The sequence below is a fragment of the Streptomyces sp. NPDC050856 genome (assembly GCF_040653855.1).
Taxonomy (GTDB): Bacteria; Actinomycetota; Actinomycetes; order Streptomycetales; family Streptomycetaceae; genus Streptomyces.
In genome coordinates this window covers 53,227-69,840 of the sequence record NZ_JBFAGV010000013.1, presented here as the reverse complement: position 1 = coordinate 69,840, position 16,614 = coordinate 53,227, and the positions used below count along the sequence as shown (strand labels likewise).

At 72.8% G+C, this 16,614-nt stretch carries 17 protein-coding genes and 1 riboswitch; of the genes, 10 read left to right on the top strand and 7 right to left on the bottom strand.

Annotation, left to right across the window (positions count from 1 at the left end):
• Positions 1 to 28 precede the first annotated feature (28 nt).
• A complete protein-coding gene (locus AB0H53_RS14705) occupies positions 29 to 952 on the bottom strand; it encodes a sugar isomerase (protein ID WP_362111773.1) in 924 nt (307 codons plus the stop codon).
• 186 nt (positions 953 to 1,138) lie between these two features.
• Between AB0H53_RS14705 and AB0H53_RS14700 the strand changes: the two genes are divergently transcribed.
• Genes AB0H53_RS14700 through otsB form a run of 3 tightly spaced genes read left to right on the top strand, consistent with a single transcriptional unit; the run spans position 1,139 to position 3,593 of the window.
• Positions 1,139 to 2,389 carry an extracellular solute-binding protein gene (locus AB0H53_RS14700; protein WP_362112066.1) on the top strand — a complete coding sequence of 417 codons (1,251 nt, stop codon included), beginning with the start codon at positions 1,139 to 1,141 and terminating at the stop codon, positions 2,387 to 2,389.
• Between the two features lie 13 nt (positions 2,390 to 2,402).
• Positions 2,403 to 2,699, top strand: a complete 297-nt coding sequence (locus AB0H53_RS14695) for a DUF3263 domain-containing protein (protein WP_362111771.1) — start codon at positions 2,403 to 2,405, stop codon at positions 2,697 to 2,699.
• Between the two features lie 45 nt (positions 2,700 to 2,744).
• Entirely contained in the window at positions 2,745 to 3,593 is an 849-nt protein-coding gene (otsB, locus tag AB0H53_RS14690; RefSeq protein WP_362111768.1) for a trehalose-phosphatase, read from the top strand.
• A gap of 124 nt (positions 3,594 to 3,717) precedes the next feature.
• On the opposite strand, the gene AB0H53_RS14685 is transcribed toward otsB, so the two are convergent.
• From AB0H53_RS14685 to AB0H53_RS14675, 3 genes are all read right to left on the bottom strand, one after another.
• Positions 3,718 to 4,080 (bottom strand): hypothetical protein, encoded by a 363-nt coding sequence (locus AB0H53_RS14685; RefSeq protein WP_362111765.1) that lies wholly within the window; start codon positions 4,078 to 4,080, stop codon positions 3,718 to 3,720.
• A gap of 117 nt (positions 4,081 to 4,197) precedes the next feature.
• On the bottom strand, positions 4,198 to 5,574 hold the full coding sequence (locus tag AB0H53_RS14680; RefSeq protein ID WP_362111762.1) for a trehalose-6-phosphate synthase: 1,377 nt from the start codon (positions 5,572 to 5,574) through the stop codon (positions 4,198 to 4,200).
• A 45-nt stretch (positions 5,575 to 5,619) separates the two neighbouring features.
• On the bottom strand, positions 5,620 to 6,594 hold the full coding sequence (locus tag AB0H53_RS14675; protein WP_362111759.1) for a glucosyl-3-phosphoglycerate synthase: 975 nt from the start codon (positions 6,592 to 6,594) through the stop codon (positions 5,620 to 5,622).
• Between the two features lie 113 nt (positions 6,595 to 6,707).
• A riboswitch (SAM riboswitch) is annotated at positions 6,708 to 6,851 on the top strand.
• Between AB0H53_RS14675 and thrC the strand changes: the two genes are divergently transcribed.
• From thrC to AB0H53_RS14640, 7 genes are all read left to right on the top strand, one after another.
• The gene (thrC, locus tag AB0H53_RS14670) at positions 6,845 to 8,155 is read left to right on the top strand and encodes a threonine synthase (RefSeq protein WP_362112063.1); all 1,311 of its coding nucleotides are present in this window, start codon (positions 6,845 to 6,847) and stop codon (positions 8,153 to 8,155) included. (Overlaps the previous riboswitch by 7 nt.)
• 97 nt (positions 8,156 to 8,252) lie before the next feature.
• Entirely contained in the window at positions 8,253 to 8,528 is a 276-nt protein-coding gene (locus AB0H53_RS14665; protein WP_362111756.1) for a MoaD/ThiS family protein, read from the top strand.
• A 408-nt stretch (positions 8,529 to 8,936) separates the two neighbouring features.
• Entirely contained in the window at positions 8,937 to 9,143 is a 207-nt protein-coding gene (locus AB0H53_RS14660) for a cold-shock protein (protein ID WP_008743607.1), read from the top strand.
• Positions 9,144 to 9,420: 277 nt separating this feature from the next.
• A complete protein-coding gene (groL, locus tag AB0H53_RS14655; protein WP_362111752.1) occupies positions 9,421 to 11,043 on the top strand; it encodes a chaperonin GroEL in 1,623 nt (540 codons plus the stop codon).
• Positions 11,044 to 11,214: 171 nt separating this feature from the next.
• Positions 11,215 to 11,388, top strand: a complete 174-nt coding sequence (locus AB0H53_RS14650; protein WP_362111749.1) for a hypothetical protein — start codon at positions 11,215 to 11,217, stop codon at positions 11,386 to 11,388.
• A 1,235-nt stretch (positions 11,389 to 12,623) separates the two neighbouring features.
• Complete coding sequence (locus tag AB0H53_RS14645) at positions 12,624 to 12,839, top strand: hypothetical protein (RefSeq protein ID WP_362111746.1); 216 nt, start codon at positions 12,624 to 12,626, stop codon at positions 12,837 to 12,839.
• Positions 12,836 to 13,042: a hypothetical protein gene (locus tag AB0H53_RS14640; RefSeq protein WP_362111743.1), complete on the top strand. Its 207-nt coding sequence runs from the start codon at positions 12,836 to 12,838 to the stop codon at positions 13,040 to 13,042. The genes AB0H53_RS14645 and AB0H53_RS14640 overlap by 4 nt, the downstream gene beginning before the upstream one ends.
• 151 nt (positions 13,043 to 13,193) lie before the next feature.
• Here the strand turns inward: AB0H53_RS14640 and AB0H53_RS14635 are convergent, their stop codons facing one another.
• From AB0H53_RS14635 to AB0H53_RS14625, 3 genes are all read right to left on the bottom strand, one after another.
• The gene (locus AB0H53_RS14635; RefSeq protein ID WP_362111740.1) at positions 13,194 to 14,687 is read right to left on the bottom strand and encodes a PTS transporter subunit EIIC; all 1,494 of its coding nucleotides are present in this window, start codon (positions 14,685 to 14,687) and stop codon (positions 13,194 to 13,196) included.
• A gap of 70 nt (positions 14,688 to 14,757) precedes the next feature.
• On the bottom strand, positions 14,758 to 15,678 hold the full coding sequence (murQ, locus tag AB0H53_RS14630) for an N-acetylmuramic acid 6-phosphate etherase (RefSeq protein ID WP_362111737.1): 921 nt from the start codon (positions 15,676 to 15,678) through the stop codon (positions 14,758 to 14,760).
• 14 nt (positions 15,679 to 15,692) lie between these two features.
• The gene (locus tag AB0H53_RS14625; RefSeq protein ID WP_362112060.1) at positions 15,693 to 16,607 is read right to left on the bottom strand and encodes a MurR/RpiR family transcriptional regulator; all 915 of its coding nucleotides are present in this window, start codon (positions 16,605 to 16,607) and stop codon (positions 15,693 to 15,695) included.
• Positions 16,608 to 16,614: the final 7 nt, after the last annotated feature.

Genomic DNA, 16,614 nt, shown 5'->3' with positions numbered 1-16,614 from the left:
TCCACTCGCCCGGGATTGTTGACGCCGCTTACAAATGGCGCGCCGGAGACCCGGACCGGCCCTCCAGGACGACGCTCCGGGTCAGGTTGCGCGGGCGGTCCGGGTCCTGGCCCCGGGCCTCGGCCAGCGTCACCGCGAGCCGCTGCGCCCGGATCAGATCCGCCATCGGGTCGGCAGTCGCGTGGTCGTGGAGCGTGCCGCCCACCCGGGCCACCTCGCCGGCCAGACCCTCCGGGAGTGCGCCGAACACCCACGTCACCCGGCCGGGTCCGGTGATGGCGATGGGGCCGTGGCGGTACTCCATCGCGGGGTACGCCTCGGTCCACGCCCCGGCCGCCTCCCGCATCTTCAGGCCCGCCTCCAGCGCCAGCCCGTAGGCCCATCCCCGCCCCAGGAAGGTCCACTGCTCGGCCTCCAGCACCGCCTCCGGCAGTGGCTCGGTCACCGCAAGCTCCGCGTCCACCGCCGCCTCGGCCACCGGCTTGACGCCCGGGACCTCCCCCAGGCCCGCCCGGAGGAAGGCCAGTGCGGTCGTCGCGAACCGGGTCTGGACCACGGACTCCTCGTCCGCCCAGTCCAGCACCGCCAGCGTGTCCGCCGCGCCGGCCACCGGCGTCCTCGGGTCGGCCGTCAGCGCCAGTGTCGGCACCCGGCCGCGCAGCGCGGTCAGCAGCTCCAGCACCTCGGTGGTCGTTCCGGACCGGGTGATGGCCACCACCCGGTCGTACGCCCGCCCCACCGGGAACTCCGAGGCGGCGAACGCGTCCGTCTCCCCCTGTCCCGCCGCCTCCCGCAGCGCGGCGTAGGCGATCGCCATGAACCAGGAGGTGCCGCACCCGGTCACGGCGACCCGCTCGCCCGGCCGCGGCAGCCCCTCGAAGGCCGCGGCGGCCTCCGCGGCGCGGCGCCAGTCGGCGGGCTGGGTGGCGATCTCTGCTGCGGTACGGGACATGCGCGGCGTCTCCTACGGCGGTGGCGGTGGCGGTGGCGGTGGTGTGCGGTGGGGGTGCGACGGCGGCGTGCTGGGAGAAGAGTTGCCGAAGCGATACCCCTGTGGTGTAGACCTCATCCCCGCCCATGGGAAAATCGCAGTTCGACGTAGACGTAAAGGGTGGGAAGACCTGTGCAGCGCCGCACCATGGGACTGACCGCGGCGGTGGCCGCACTGAGCATGATGGCAACGTTGTCCGCCTGCGGGACCGGGGGATCCGACGAGGTCACGCTCAAGCTGGTCGCCGCCGACTACGGCAGCACCGAGGCCAACACGACCAAGAAGTACTGGGACCGCCTGGCCCGCGCGTACGAGGAGAAGCACTCCGGCGTCACCATCGACGTCCAGGTCCTGTCCTGGAAGGACGTCGACCGGGAGGTCGCCGCGATGGTCGAGCGCGGCGAGGCCCCCGACATGGCGCAGATCGGCGCCTACGCCGACTACGCCAAGCAGGACAAGCTGTACGAGGTCAGCAGCCTCATCTCGGTCCCCACCCAGGCCAACTTCCTGCCCCTGCTCAGCCGCGCCGGCGAGGTCGAGCGGGTGCAGTACGGGATGCCGTTCGCCTCCAGCACCCGGCTGCTCTTCTACAACCAGGACCTCTTCGAGAAGGCCGGTGCCAAGCCGCCGACGACCTGGGACGAGCTCCAGCAGGCCGCGAAGAAGCTCAAGGCCAAGGACGTCGAGTACCCGTTCGCGCTGCCGCTCGGTTCCGAGGAGTCCCAGGCCGAGACGATGATGTGGCTGCTGGCCGGGGGCGGCGGCTACCTCGACGCGACCGGCGCCTCGTACCAGATCGACTCCACCGAGAACGTCAACACCTTCCGGTGGCTCAAGGACCAGCTCGTGGCACCCGGACTGACCGGCCCGGTCGCCCCCGGCAAGCTCGACCGCCAGCAGGCCTTCGACGCCTTCGCGCGTGGCGAGGTCGGCATGCTCAACGGCCACCCGACCCTGATGGACAAGGCCGAGAAGGCCGGGGTGAAGGTCGGCAAGGTGCCGCTGCCGGGCATCAACGGCAAGGCCAAGGCCACCATGGGCGTGGCCGACTGGATGATGGCGTTCAAGCAGAACGGCCACCGCAAGGAGATCGGCCAGTTCCTGGACTTCGTCTACCAGGACAAGAACGTGCTGGCCTTCTCCGAGGAGTACGACATCCTCCCGGTCACGGTCACCGCCAGCTCCGCCATGGCCGACGACCCCAAGCACGTGCCGCTGCGGGCCTTCCTGGAGGCCCTGCCCACCTCCGAGCTGTACCCGGTCGGCAAGACGTCCTGGGCCAAGGTCAGCCAGAGCGTCAAGACCAACATCGGCAGGGCGGTCGAGCCGAACGGCGACCCCGAGGCGGTGCTGGAGCAGATAGGCCGGGAGGCCCGGGACGCGGAGGCGGCCGAGTAACTATGTTGCTCATATGACCGCCGCTTCCGCCGCCGGCCCGCCGTCGCCCGACGCCTCCCCGTCGTCCGGCGGCCCGCCGGCCCCCGCCCCGCTGTCCGACCGGGACCGCGCCGTGCTCGCCGTGGAACGGCGCTCCTGGCCGGGCCCGGGCGCCAAGGAGCGGGTGATCAGGGAGCGACTGGGGCTGTCCCCGACCCGCTACTACCAGTTGCTCAACGCCCTGCTGGACGACCCCAGGGCGCTCGCCCACGACCCGGTCACCGTCAACCGGCTGCGCCGGCTGCGGGCCGAGCGTGAGGCGCGCCGCTGACCCGGCCAGGTGTGCGAGGCCGGACCCGGGGATAGGTTCCCGTCCATGGGCAGCACCTCGAACCCCTCCATGCCGCGTCCGTCCACCCCCGCCGGCCGGGACGGCCTCGCCGCGTTCCTGGCCCGGCCCGGGAAGGCGCTGGTCGCCCTCGACTTCGACGGCACCCTCGCCGACATCGTGCCCGACCCCGAGCGGGCCAGGGCCCACCCCGGCGCCGTACCCGCGCTGGCCGCGCTCGCGCCGCGCGTCGCCTCCGTGGCCGTGATCACCGGGCGCCCGGCCGAGGTCGCCGTACGGTACGGCGGCTTCGCCGGTGTACCGGGCCTGGACCACCTGGTGGTGCTGGGCCACTACGGCGCCGAACGCTGGGACGCCGTCAGCGGTACCGTCCGGGCCGCCCCCGTCCATCCGGGCGTGGCGGCGGTACGGGCCGAACTGCCCGGTTTCCTGGAGCGCGCCGGTGCCCGGCCCGGCACCTGGATCGAGGAGAAGGGCCGCGCGGTCGCCGTCCACACCCGCCGGGCCGAGGACCCCCAGGCCGCCTTCGAGGCGCTGGTGGTCCCGCTCGGTGAGCTGGCCGCCCGTCACGGCCTGGTCCTGGAACCGGGCCGCCTGGTCCTCGAACTGCGCCCCCCGGGCATCGACAAGGGCGTGGCCCTGACCGAGTACGTCCGTGAGACCGGCGCCGAGTCGGTCGTCTTCGCCGGTGACGACCTGGGCGACCTGCCCGCCTTCGCCGCCGTGGACGAGCTCCGCGCCGACGGGGTCCCGGGACTGCTGGTGTGCAGCGGCAGCGCCGAGGTGACGGAGGTCGCCGCCCGGGCCGACCTGCTGGTACCGGGGCCGGCGGGAGTGGTGGACCTCCTCTCGGCGCTGGCGCGGGCGGCGGGCTGAGCGGGCCGGACGGACGACGGGCCGGGCGGCCGCCCAGCTCCGGCGGCCCGGGGGCCGTCCAGCTCCGGCGGCCCGGGCGGCCCGGTCCACCCATGGCGAGGGCCGCCCGGCGCGCCCGCGGTGCCTAGCTTCGGTCGGCGGAGGACCGCTTCTCGGTGCGGTGGTCGTAGTAGGCCCACACCGCGACGGCCGCGGCACCGACCACGACCAGCGCGACCTGACGGACCGTTCCCGACGTGACCAGCGCGACCGGCACCATGGCCAGCATGCCGCCGAGCAGCACCATCCGGCTGGTCAGGTACTGCTGGGGCGACTGGGGCCATTCGCGGTCGTCGAGGTCGCGCAGCGCCTCCTTCGCCGGTCGCGCCGATCCCCGGCGCCGCCGCGCGCGGTACTCCAGCGCGAAACCGACGACCACGTAGAGCGCCAGCGCCCCCAGCATCCAGCCCCACTCGGTGGCGGTGTCCGGTAAGCCTGCCAGGTACATGACTCAATCCTCCCTCTCGTCCGTCCCGGCTGCCCCGACCGGGGCCGGTTCACGCGAGCGGGCGGGAACGGGAAGGGGAACCCGCCGTTCCACCACGGCGGCGGGTCCGGGCGGGAGCTACCCGGCCGCCCGCAGCGCCTCCAGCTGGGCCAGGAACCAGCGGGCCGGCGGGAGGGCCGTGGCCGCCGCCGCCAGGCGCTTGGTGCGGTCCGCGCGCTCCGCGGCGGGCATCGTCAGGGCCTGGTGCAGCGCCGCCGCCGTACCCGTCACGTCGTAGGGGTTCACCGTCAGCGCGTCGTCGCCCAGCTCCTCGTGGGCGCCCGCCTCACGGGACAGCACCAGGGCGCAGCCCGCGTCGGAGACCACCGGGACCTCCTTGGCGACCAGGTTCATGCCGTCCCGGATCGGGTTGACCAGGGCCACGTCGGCCAGCCGGTAGGCGGCCAGCGAACGCGCGAAGTCGTCCTTGACGTGCAGCAGCACCGGCGTCCAGTCCGCCGTGCCGTACTCGGCGTTGATCTCCTCGGCCACCCGCGACACCTCGGCCGTGTACTCCCGGTACACCGCCAGGTCCTGCCGGGAGGGGTACGCGAACGCGATGTGGACCACCCGACCCCGCCACTCCGGGTGCTCCGCGAGCAGCGCGCGGTACGCCAGCAGACCGCGCACGATGTTCTTCGACAGCTCCGTGCGGTCCACCCGGATGATCGTCCGGCGGTCGCCGACCTGCTCCCGCAGCGTCGCCATCCGCTCGTCCACGTCCGCCCGCCGGGAGCGCTCACGCAGGAAGTCCGCGTCGGCGCCCAGCCCGTGCACACCGACCTCCGTGGTGCCCGTGCCGCCCACGATCCGCTCGCAGCAGCCGGTGAACGCGTCCGCCCACCGCCGGGTCAGGAAGCCCAGCCGGTCCGCCCCCAGCATCCCGCGCAGCAGTTCCTCCGCCACGTCGTCCGGCAGCATCCGGAAGTAGTCCACCGGAGCCCACGGGGTGTGCGAGAAGTGACCGATCCGCAGGTCGGGACGGAGCTCGCGCAGCATGCCCGGCGCCAGCGCCAGGTGGTAGTCCTGGACGACCACCGTCGCGCCCGGAGCCGCCTCCGCCGCCAGCGCCTCGGCGAACGCCCGGTTGTAGACGCGGTAGGCGTCCCACTGGCGCCGGAACTCCGCGTCGAAGACCGGCTCCAGCGGCGTCTGGTACAGCATGTGGTGCACGAACCAGAGCACCGAGTTCGCGATGCCGTTGTACGCGTCGTGGTGGGTGCCCGCGTCGATGTCGAGCATCCGCACGCCCGGCTCCGAGATCCCGCGCCGTACCGCCTCCCGGTCGCCGTCGCTCAGTGCCGCGCACACCCACAGCGCTCCGGCGTCCGGCCCGATCGCCGAGAGTCCCGAGACCAGGCCGCCACCGCCGCGCCGGGGGTCGAGTGTGCCGTCCTCCCCCGGTACGTAGCTGACGGGACCGCGATTGGAGGCGACGAGAATCTGGGCTGCCATGGAGACGAACCTAGCCCGTACCCGAAACGCTCAAACGTACGGCTCTCAGGCCGCCCGCCGGCGCCGCGCGTACTCGGCCACCTCCGCCATCGGCGGCCGTTCCTCGGTGTCCACGGCATGGGTGCGCGGCACGAACCCCTCCGCGCCCCGGTCGAACTGGGTCAGCCGGGGCCGCACCTGGTGCCCCCGCTCCAACCGGAGCTGCGCCGTCCGGTAGATCGCCGCCGCCATCCGCCCCAGCGCCCGGTCGTCCTGGTGCCGGTGCAGCCGCACCCCCACGTCCACCTGCGCCAGCGCGTCCAGGCCCACCAGGTCCAGCGCGTCCACCAGCAGCCCCAGCTCCACGCCGTAGCCGACCGGGAAGGGCAGCCGCTCCAGCAGCGAGCGCCGCGCCGCGTACTCACCGCCCAGCGGCTGGACGAACCCGGCCAGCCTCGGCCAGTGCAGGTTGAGCAGCGGCCGCGCCACCAGCTCGGTGACCCTCCCGCCCTGGGCCCCGGCGCCCGGCGCGCCCGCCGCCTCCGGGGAGCTCAGCGGCCGGTCGTACATCGCCTTCACGAACCGCACGTCCGGGTCGGTCAGCAGCGGACCGACGATCCCGGTGACGAAGTCCGCCGAGAACTCCCGCAGGTCGGCGTCGACGAAGCAGACGATGTCGCCACCGGTCACCAGCAGCGACCGCCACAGCACCTCGCCCTTCCCCGGCACCGCGGGTATCCGGGGCAGTATCGCGTCCCGGTGCTCCACCCGCGCCCCGGCCGCGGCGGCGACCTCGGCCGTGCGGTCCGTGGAACCGGAGTCCACGACGACCAGCTCGTCCACCAGCGGCACCGCGCCGGACATCAGTTCGCGGCGGACGACGGAGACGATCCCGCCGACCGTCGCCTCCTCGTTCAGGGCGGGGAGCACCACACTGACCGTGGTGCCGCCCGCCCGCTTGGCGGCGAGCAACCGGTCGAGCGGACGGTCCGCCACCGACCAGGACCGCCGGGCCAGCCAGCGCTCCACCTCATCCAGCACGTGATCTCCATCTCGCGGATCGGACGACCATCTCGGCCGCCCAGGGGTTCGGTTACAGTCTTGAGCAACGCGGACGGCCCTCGCATGTCGGGGTCCCGCTGACAACCACATACCGCTCATCCAGAGGGGCAGAGGGAAACGGCCCGTTGAAGCCCCGGCAACCCTCCAGTCGGCACTCGCAGATCTCGCGCGAGGCCCCGGCTAGGGAAGGTGCCAAATCCGTCTCATGGCGAAGTGCGCCATGAGGAAGATGAGGAGAAAGGGCCTCGCCTCCATGGCTGTACAGACTGTCGCCACCGCCAAGAACGTCGACCTCGGTCCCGCCGCCGCCCTCTCGTGCCGCGAATGCGGAGAGCGTTTCGAACTCGGTCCCATTTTCGCCTGTGAGCTGTGTTTCGGGCCGCTCGAAATCGCCTACGACCTGCCGGCCGGCGACCCCGAGGCCCTGCGCGCGCGGATCGAGGCGGGCCCCGCGAACATCTGGCGCTACGCCCCGCTGCTGCCCGTCCCCGCCGATGTCGCGGACAGGCCCAACCTGAACCCCGGCTGGACCAAGCTGGTCAAGGCCGACAACCTCGCCCGCGAGCTGGGCGTCGAGCCGGGCAGGCTCTTCGTCAAGGACGACTCGGGCAACCCCACCCACTCCTTCAAGGACCGGGTCGTGGCCCAGGCCCTGGAGGCCGCCCGCGCCTTCGGATTCACCACCCTGTCGTGTTCCTCCACCGGCAACCTGGCCGGCGCGGTCGGCGCCGCCGCCGCCCGGGCCGGTTTCCGCTCCTGCGTGTTCATCCCGCACGACCTGGAGCAGGGCAAGGTCGTCATGGCCGCGGTGTACGGCGGCGACCTCGTCGGCATCGAGGGCAACTACGACGACGTCAACCGCTTCTGCTCGGAGCTCATCGGCGACCCGCTCGGCGAGGGCTGGGGCTTCGTCAACGTCAACCTGCGCCCGTACTACGCCGAGGGTTCCAAGACGCTCGCGTACGAGATCTGCGAGCAGCTCGGCTGGCGGCTGCCCGACCAGCTGGTCGTCCCGATCGCGTCCGGCTCGCAGCTCACGAAGATCGACAAGGGACTCCAGGAACTCATCCGGCTCGGCCTGGTCGAGGACCGGCCGTACAAGATCTTCGGCGCCCAGGCCCAGGGCTGCTCGCCGGTGTCCACCGCCTTCAAGGCCGGCCACGACGTGGTCCGCCCGCAGAAGCCGGACACCATCGCCAAGTCGCTGGCCATCGGCAACCCGGCCGACGGCCCGTACGTCCTGGACATCGCCCGCCGCACCGGCGGCGCGGTGGAGGACGTGGACGACGAGCGGATCGTGGACGCCATCAAGCTGCTCGCCCGCACCGAGGGGATCTTCGCCGAGACGGCCGGCGGGGTGACCGTGGGTGTGACCAGGAAGCTCATCGAGAACGGTCTGCTCGACCCGGCGCTGACGACGGTCGTCCTCAACACCGGCGACGGCCTGAAGACCCTGGACGCCGTGGCCCCGACCACCGGGCCGACCGCGACGATCCGCCCCAGCCTGGACGCGTTCCGCGACGCCGGACTGGCCCACTGAGCCTCCGGCTCCCCGGCTAGCGGGCCGTCCGCCCGCCCGCCGCCGGCCGCCCGCCCACGGCCGAGTCCTGTCGAGATCACCCCGAAAGGCAGCACCCATGAGCGTCAAGGTCCGCATCCCCACCATCCTCCGCACGTACACGGGGGGCCAGGCAGAGGTCACGGCGGAGGGCGCGACCCTCGCCGAGGTCATCGAGTCGCTGGAGAAGAACCACCCCGGTATCGCCGCCCGCGTCCTGGACGACCAGGGCAAGCTGCGCCGGTTCGTGAATGTGTACGTCAATGACGACGACGTCCGCTTCGAGGGCGGCCTCGCCGCCGCCACCCCGGACGGCGCCGGCGTGTCGATCATTCCGGCGGTCGCCGGCGGCTGACGGCCCCGGCAGAACAATTGCCCCCTCCGTCCACACAAGCGGAGGGGGAAATTCTCCATGGTTGAGCGCGGTAGAGTTGGGGAAGCCGCCACCGCCGATCATGCCGCTCGCATATGAGCCCGCAGCCGGTGGCGACAAGATGCAGTCAAAGTAGCCGCACAGAATGCGCCATATCTGCGCCGCGCCCGGCCCGACTTGCCCGGGAATCCTGTGGATTCAACCGTGATTTCCGTTCACGCGCGCTCGGAATTCTCGTCCGATTGACCTGTTGCAGACGGCAGTTGGACAGATACATTCAGCGGCGGTCGACGCGTTCCGGCGCACGCTCCCACCTGTCAGGGGAGCGAGGTCTGACCCGGGTCCGCGAAGTGCGGTCCTGTGCAAGGGCCAGTAATAGGGGAGTTAGGCATGGCTCAGGGCACCGTCAAGTGGTTCAACGCGGAGAAGGGGTACGGCTTCATCGCGGTCGACGGTGGTGCGGATGTTTTCGTCCACTACAGCGCGATCCAGATGGACGGCTACCGCACCCTGGAGGAGGGGCAGCGGGTCGAGTTCGAGATCTCGCAGGGCCAGAAGGGTCCGCAGGCGGACATGGTCAAGCTCGCCGCCGGCTGACCACGGCGCGTTCGGCCACGACCGCACCAGCGGAGTCGAGGGGCCCGTATCCCGCACTGGGATACGGGCCCCTCGCGCGTGGCAGGCGCTTGCACTCTCCGGGGTCGAGTGCTAATCATTGGCGTTAGCACTCGCAGAGTGAGAGTGACAACGAAGGACCGAGTCGGTGAGGCCGACAGGCCAGGTGGGGCAAGGAACCACCAGGTGTGTGGGCCGTCCGTCGCGGGCGCCAGCGCGGTCCGGAGAAATCCACCCCAGTCCGGGAGGACCACTTCACATGGCCAAGATCATCGCGTTCGACGAGGAGGCACGGCGCGGTCTCGAGCGCGGGATGAACCAGCTCGCCGACGCCGTCAAGGTCACCCTTGGCCCCAAGGGTCGCAACGTCGTCCTCGAGAAGAAGTGGGGCGCCCCCACGATCACCAACGATGGTGTTTCCATCGCCAAGGAGATCGAGCTCGAGGACCCGTACGAGAAGATCGGCGCCGAGCTGGTCAAGGAAGTCGCCAAGAAGACGGACGACGTCGCCGGCGACGGTACGACCACCGCGACCGTTCTCGCCCAGGCGCTGGTCCGCGAGGGACTGCGCAACGTCGCCGCCGGCGCCAACCCGATGGCGCTGAAGCGCGGCATCGAGAAGGCCGTCGAGGCCGTCTCCGGCGCGCTGCTGGAGCAGGCCAAGGACGTGGAGACCAAGGAGCAGATCGCCTCCACGGCCTCCATCTCCGCCGCCGACACGCAGATCGGTGAGCTCATCGCCGAGGCGATGGACAAGGTCGGCAAGGAAGGCGTCATCACCGTCGAGGAGTCCCAGACCTTCGGTCTGGAGCTGGAGCTCACCGAGGGTATGCGCTTCGACAAGGGCTACATCTCGGCGTACTTCGCCACCGACATGGAGCGTATGGAGGCGTCGCTCGACGACCCGTACATCCTGATCGTCAACTCCAAGATCTCCTCGGTGAAGGACCTGCTCCCGCTGCTGGAGAAGGTCATGCAGTCCGGCAAGCCGCTGCTGATCATCGCCGAGGACGTCGAGGGCGAGGCCCTGTCGACCCTGGTCGTCAACAAGATCCGTGGCACCTTCAAGTCCGTCGCCGTCAAGGCCCCGGGCTTCGGCGACCGCCGCAAGGCCATGCTGAACGACATCGCCATCCTCACCGGTGGCCAGGTCATCTCCGAGGAGGTCGGCCTCAAGCTGGAGAACGCCGGCCTGGACCTGCTGGGCCGCGCCCGCAAGGTCGTCATCACCAAGGACGAGACGACCATCGTCGACGGTGCCGGTGACAGCGACCAGGTCGCGGGCCGCGTCAACCAGATCCGCGCCGAGATCGAGCAGTCCGACTCGGACTACGACCGCGAGAAGCTCCAGGAGCGTCTGGCGAAGCTGGCCGGCGGCGTCGCCGTCATCAAGGCCGGTGCCGCCACCGAGGTCGAGCTCAAGGAGCGCAAGCACCGCATCGAGGACGCGGTGCGCAACGCCAAGGCCGCCGTCGAGGAGGGCATCGTCGCCGGTGGTGGCGTGGCTCTCATCCAGGCGTCCAGCGTCTTCGAGAAGCTGGAGCTCGAGGGTGACGAGGCGACCGGCGCCAACGCCGTGAAGCTCGCCCTGGAGGCCCCGCTCAAGCAGATCGCCGTCAACGGTGGTCTCGAGGGTGGCGTCATCGTGGAGAAGGTCCGCAACCTGCCCGTCGGCCACGGCCTGAACGCCGCGACCGGTGAGTACGTGGACATGATCGCCGAGGGCATCATCGACCCGGCGAAGGTCACGCGCTCCGCGCTGCAGAACGCCGCCTCCATCGCGGCGCTGTTCCTCACCACCGAGGCCGTCATCGCCGACAAGCCGGAGAAGGCCGCCGCGGCCGCTCCGGGCGGCATGCCGGGCGGTGACATGGACTTCTGATCCTCCCGGATCGGACACGTCCTTCTCGTTCGAGACGAGACCGAGGGCGGCACCCCTTCTCCCAGGGGTGCCGCCCTCGGGCGTTGTCGCGGGGCCCGCCCGGCCGCCGTGCCGGCGGCCTCACCGGGGGCGACGGGACGCGACATGGCAGCGGTGGAACGGAGACGCGAGGTGACCGCACCCAGCGAGCCGGGCCGCTCCTCGAGCGGCGTGCCGGCCGTCGCCGTGCTCGCCCTCCGTGTGCTCGGGCCGGCCCTGGCCTCCTGTTCGGCGGAGGGGGACGGTGCCGCCGGGCGCCGCGAAGTGCCGTACCGGGACGAGGGCGACACCGGCGACCGTCAGTGAGCGGACGGGTGTCACCGTCCCCGCCGGGGCCGCCGACCGCCGGGCCGCCCATCAGCACGGGTTCCAGGACGACGGGCTGCTGATGGCCCGCGCCCTGCCCACCGCCGAGGTGGCGCCCAAGCCGGCTGCGCGCCGAGCGGGACCTCAGGACACGCGAGGAATCCCGCCGCGACCCCGCCGCCCCGGCCACGCCCTTCGCCCGCCTCGGGCTGCCCGGACCCGACACGCTGCCACGCGCTCTGGAGGGGCAGGTGTGCGCCCCCCGCGACGGGGACCTTAACGCCCCGCGGGTGGCGGTGCGCCGGCTCGGCGGTGACAGCGGCCGCGTCCACCTCAGCGCGATCGACTGAGTCCGTCCACCTCCGGGGTGACGCCCCCTCGGACCGGCGCCGCGCGGGCCTGCGCCGCGCGGGCCTGCGCGGCGTGGGCGCGGACCTCGGCGGGCGGGAGGCGGGAGCACTCCGGCAGGCGCAGGGCGGTTTGACCGGTGTGACGCGTTCCGGCGGCATCTTGGTGGTCGGACGGTTGCGGGCCAGGACGGCGGGGTGGTGGACGGGGTCGGGGAGACCGGCGGTCAGGGCGGTCAGGACGGTCTGCTCGGAGGCGCCGCGCTCGAACCACTCGCCGACGAGCGGCGCCAGCGACTCGCAGTCGGTGTGCGAGAGGCACCTCACCGGCGCGGTGCGGCTCGGCGCGGCCAGCAGGATGTACGCCCGGGAGCGCGTGGGCCGCCTCGGTGGCCGCTCATCGGGGATCTCGCCCCGCTGGAAGGCCGCCCACCAGTCGTCGTTCACTCCGCATAGTCAACTGGCGGGGTGGGTGGACGGGTTGAGTCCCCGACCCACAACCATTCCTCGGTGAGAGGGCGCGGAGCCCGGGGCTTGAGCTCCGGGGCAACCAGGGCCCGCGCGGCGCCCGGAACCACCGGGGCCACCGGCCGCGCACCGGCCCGGGACCCGAACTCCGGGGCGGTGGCGCGCACTCCTCGGCGGCCGTGCCGGATCGTGCCGGCCGGAGTCCCGTTCCCGCCGTCACCGGCCGATTCGCGGTCGGTGGCGAGGCTCTGATCCGACCATCGCCCTGGGTGACGGGACGGGATCCAGGTGGCCCGTGCGGGCGTGGCGCAACTCCCGTTAGCCAGATGGGGTTGTTGGCACGCCGACTCCGTTCAGGCGGACCGGTTGGCGACCACTCTGTGTACAGAAGGCGAATACTCAGCGTGGAGGTGGCGGGTCATGACCGTGCGATCGGCGGAGCGACTGCGGGCGGCCGAAGAGGTAGTGGCCCAGCTGAGGAGTGAGCTCGGCGAGGTCGGTGTGACCCTCCCTTCCCTGCGGGTGGACCCGGTCTCGGCCGCCGGGGAGGACGCGTACCCGCTGGTGGACCTCGGGCGGTGCAACCTCGACACGGCGCTGCGGCTGATCGCGGTGCTGCACGAGGTGCGCCGATGACCGGCGAGTACATGCTCGACGCCCGGGACGGCCGGATCGGCGAGGTCATGGGCCATGTCGGGGGCTTCGTGCAGCTACGGCCGGTCGGCGGGGGGATCGAGTGGGACTGCCCGCTCGACGCGCTGCTCCCGGCGCCGCCGGGGGACGTGCTGCGGGCGCGCGTGCGGGAGCTGAACAGACGTTGGCGTCCCTCGACCGGCTGAGGCGGGAGCGGGCGGGCGGTCCGCCGTCGCGGGTGCCCGGCCGGGCCGGGGCGGGGGGACTCCCGTACGGCTCATGGGGGTGGGGAACGCCGGTCCGGACGGGACCGGGGAGGCCGGTGCCATCGCGGCCCCCCGTTCCCCGCCGAACGGCTCACGGCCCGGCGGCGGGTGCCTTCCGGGGTGCGGGGCGGTCGGCCGGCCCGGGGGCCGGTGAGGTGGTCCGGTCGAGGCCGGCGTCCTTGCCGAAGCCGAAGAGGTACGTGGCGGCGAAGCCGGCGGCGTAGCCGGTCAGCAGGCCCCCCGCGTAGATGGCGACCGTCCGGCCGTCGAGGCCGCCGGCGCCGTCGAGCAGCGGGAACAGTGCCAGGCCGGACGGGCCGATCGCCGTCGAACCGACCGTGTCGCCCAGCATGTTGAACAGTCCGATGAACCCACCGCCGAAGGCGCCGCCCACGCACGCCGTGACGAAGGGGCGGCCGAGGGGGAGGGAGACGCCGTAGATGAGCGGTTCGCCGACGCCCAGCAGGCCGGCGGGGAGCGCGGATCTGATCGTGCGGCGGATCGAGGTGTCACGGCGCAGCCGGACGTAGACGGCCGCCGCCGCCCCCACCTGGCCCGCGCCCGCCATCGCCAGGATGGGCAGCAGGACGGTGAAGCCCTGCTGTTCGATGAGGGTGGTGTGGATCGGGATGAGGGCCTGGTGCAGGCCGAGCATGACGAGCGGGAGGAACAGGCCGCCGAGGACGAAACCGGCCGCCGCGCCGCCGTTGGCCAGCAGCCAGTCGGCGCCCACGCCGATGGCGGAGGAGACCTCGCCCGCCACGAACATCAGCCCGAAGACGGTGACCAGGCCGGCGAGGAGGACGGTGACCGTCGGCGTGACGAGCACGTCGAGCGACTCCGGCACCCAGCGGCGGCAGCCCTTCTCGACGTACACCCCCAGCAGGGCGGCGGCCAGGGCGCCCAGCACGCCGCCCTGGCCGGGGGAGAGCCGCTGGCCGAACGCCTCGATGTCCGCCACGCCCGCGTAGACGATGATCGCGGCGACCGCTCCACCGAGGACCGGCGTGCCGCCGAACTCCTTGGCGGTGTTGTGGCCGACGAAGACGGCGATCAACGCCATGAAGCCGGAGGCGATGGCGGTGAGGGCGGGAGTGAGGGAGGGCAGGACGGCGAGGTTGACGAGGAGGCCGTTGAGGCCGGCGATGATGCCGCAGCCGATGAGGGCCGGGATGAGGGGGACGAAGATGTTGGCGAGGCGGCGCAGCAGGAGCTTGACGGGGGTGGCGTTCCTGGCCTTCTGGGCCGCCTTGATGGCCGCGCCCCGGGCGGCGAGGTCGTGCGCGGTGGTGGGGGCCGCGGCCACCAGGGCCTGGAACTCGGGGGTGACCCGGGCGACCGTGCCGGGGCCCAGGACGACCTGGTACGTCTCGTCGTCCTCCACGACGCCCAGGACGGCCGGGAGGGCCCGCAGCTCCTCGTCCCGGACCAGCGCCCGGTCGAGCAGCCCGACACGGAGGCGGGTCATGCAGTGGGCGACGGAGGTGACGTTCCCGGCGCCGCCGAGGAGGGGGAGGAGCGCGGCGGCGGTGGCACGGGGCGAGGGCGGGGACGAAGGCGCGGGTGTGGGGGGAGTCCGGTGCATGGGGTGCCTTGCTGTGCGGGGGCGCCGGCCGGGGGGTGGTCGGTCCGGGGCCCGGGGCGCGGGCAGGGGGTCAGTCGGGGAGGGTCAGGGCCTTGCGGAGGTGGCCGTCCGCCTTCGCCAGGAGCGCGGCCGCCGTGGGGGCGTCCACGCCGGCCAGCAGGGTGAGGATGGCGTCCTTCACCTCGCCCCCGGTCGCCGTGAGCGCCGCCTCGATCCGGTCCTCCGGCGCGCCCGTGGCCAGGGCGACGATCCGGCGTGAGCGGGCGCGGAGCTTGTCGTTGGTGGCGCGGACGTCGACCATCAGGTTTCCGTACGTCTTGCCGAGCCGGATCATCGTGATCGTGGAGATCATGTTCAGCACCAGCTTCTGGGCCGTCCCCGCCTTCAGCCGTGTGGAGCCGGTCAGGAACTCGGGGCCGACCACCACCTCCACGCGGTGGTCCGCCGCCGCGCCCAGGGCGCTGTCCCGGTTGCAGGCCAGACCGACCGTCAGGGCGCCGACCGAGCGGGCGTACTCCACCGCGCCGAGCGCGTACGGCGTGCGGCCCGAGGCGGAGACGCCGACCACCGTGTCGTCGGCGGTCAGACCGATGGCCGAGAGATCGTGGACCGCCAGGGACGAGGAGTCCTCCGCGCCCTCGACGGCCGCCGTCAGCGCGGTGGGGCCACCCGCGATCAGGCCGACGACCTGGGAGGGGTCGGCGTTGAACGTGGGCGGGCACTCGCTGGCGTCCAGCACGCCGAGCCGCCCGGCGGTGCCGGCGCCCGCGTAGATCAGCCGGCCACCGCGCGCCATGCGCTCCGCGACGGCGTCGATCGCCGCCGCTATCCGTGGGAGCTCGCCCGCGACGGCGGCGGGGACGGACTGGTCCTCGGCGTTCATGAGGCGGGCGATCTCGGCCGTCGGGAGCTGGTCGATCTCCGCGAGTTCGGGCCGGAACGCTTCGGTGGTGAGGGTCGACAGCTCTGACTGGAGGTCCGGGGAGGTCATCGGTCGGGGCTCTTTCAACGGGTGCTGGTCCGGGGGCTGTGGCGGTGGGCGAGTGCCTCGTAGGAGGCGGCGAGCGCGGGGGCCGCCGTCTCGTACGTCCGCTGTGTGACGCCGGTGAACAGGCAGTCGACCACCAGGAGTTGGCTGGTCCGGGAGGACATCGCGGCCGGGCGCAGTTCGCTCTCGCGGGCCGTGGAGGTGGTCAGTATGTGGTCCGCGTACTGCGAGACGGGCCCGTCGGGCCGGCCGGTGATGGCGACCGTGGTGGCGCCGTGGTCGAAGGCGACGCGGAGCGGTTCTATGACGTCCCCGGTGGAGCCGGAGTGGGTGATGGCGATCGCCACGTCACCGGAGCGGAGCTGTACGGCGTTGGTGACGGCCAGGTGGGGGTCGCTGTGGGCGTGCGCCATCAGGCCGATGCGCAGCAGCTTCTGGGCGAGGTCCTGGGCGACCAGGCCCGAGGCGCCGACCCCGTAGATGTCGGTGCGGCGGGCGCCCGCCAGCGCGGTGACGGCGGCGCCGAGCTGCACGGTGTCGAGGCCGGCCGCGGTGTCGGCGAGGGTCTGCTGTTCGTCGTGGGCGAGCTTGGCGACCACGTCGGCGATCGGGTCGTCCACGGCGATGTCGGCGGTGACCGAGGGCGCCCGGCCCGACTGCTGGTGTGCGGCCAGTCCGGCGAGCGCCAGGCGCAGGTCCCGGTAGCCGGGGTAGCCGAGCAGCCGGGCGGTGCGGACCACGGTGGCCTCGCTGGTGCCGGTGAGTTCCGCCAGTCCGGTGACCGTCAGGGCGGCGCAGCCCGCCGGGTCGCCGGCCACGGCCTCGGCGACCCGCAGCATGGAGCGGGTCATCGACGGTGCGAGGGTGCGCACCTTGGCGGCCAGCGCCGCCGGCGCGGGGGCCGCGGGACCGGCGGGCACGGCGGCGGGCACGGTGGGC

Excerpts from the sequence above, each read along its gene's own strand:
- AB0H53_RS14705 (WP_362111773.1), bottom strand. The coding sequence starts at position 952 with ATGTCCCGTACCGCAGCAGAGATCGCCACCCAGCCCGCCGACTGGCGC.
- AB0H53_RS14700 (WP_362112066.1), top strand. The coding sequence starts at position 1,139 with ATGGGACTGACCGCGGCGGTGGCCGCACTGAGCATGATGGCAACGTTG.
- AB0H53_RS14695 (WP_362111771.1), top strand. The coding sequence starts at position 2,403 with ATGACCGCCGCTTCCGCCGCCGGCCCGCCGTCGCCCGACGCCTCCCCG.
- otsB (WP_362111768.1), top strand. The coding sequence starts at position 2,745 with ATGGGCAGCACCTCGAACCCCTCCATGCCGCGTCCGTCCACCCCCGCC.
- AB0H53_RS14685 (WP_362111765.1), bottom strand. The coding sequence starts at position 4,080 with ATGTACCTGGCAGGCTTACCGGACACCGCCACCGAGTGGGGCTGGATG.
- AB0H53_RS14680 (WP_362111762.1), bottom strand. The coding sequence starts at position 5,574 with ATGGCAGCCCAGATTCTCGTCGCCTCCAATCGCGGTCCCGTCAGCTAC.
- thrC (WP_362112063.1), top strand. The coding sequence starts at position 6,845 with ATGAGGAGAAAGGGCCTCGCCTCCATGGCTGTACAGACTGTCGCCACC.
- AB0H53_RS14665 (WP_362111756.1), top strand. The coding sequence starts at position 8,253 with ATGAGCGTCAAGGTCCGCATCCCCACCATCCTCCGCACGTACACGGGG.
- AB0H53_RS14660 (WP_008743607.1), top strand. The coding sequence starts at position 8,937 with ATGGCTCAGGGCACCGTCAAGTGGTTCAACGCGGAGAAGGGGTACGGC.
- groL (WP_362111752.1), top strand. The coding sequence starts at position 9,421 with ATGGCCAAGATCATCGCGTTCGACGAGGAGGCACGGCGCGGTCTCGAG.
- AB0H53_RS14645 (WP_362111746.1), top strand. The coding sequence starts at position 12,624 with ATGACCGTGCGATCGGCGGAGCGACTGCGGGCGGCCGAAGAGGTAGTG.
- AB0H53_RS14640 (WP_362111743.1), top strand. The coding sequence starts at position 12,836 with ATGACCGGCGAGTACATGCTCGACGCCCGGGACGGCCGGATCGGCGAG.
- AB0H53_RS14635 (WP_362111740.1), bottom strand. The coding sequence starts at position 14,687 with ATGCACCGGACTCCCCCCACACCCGCGCCTTCGTCCCCGCCCTCGCCC.
- murQ (WP_362111737.1), bottom strand. The coding sequence starts at position 15,678 with ATGACCTCCCCGGACCTCCAGTCAGAGCTGTCGACCCTCACCACCGAA.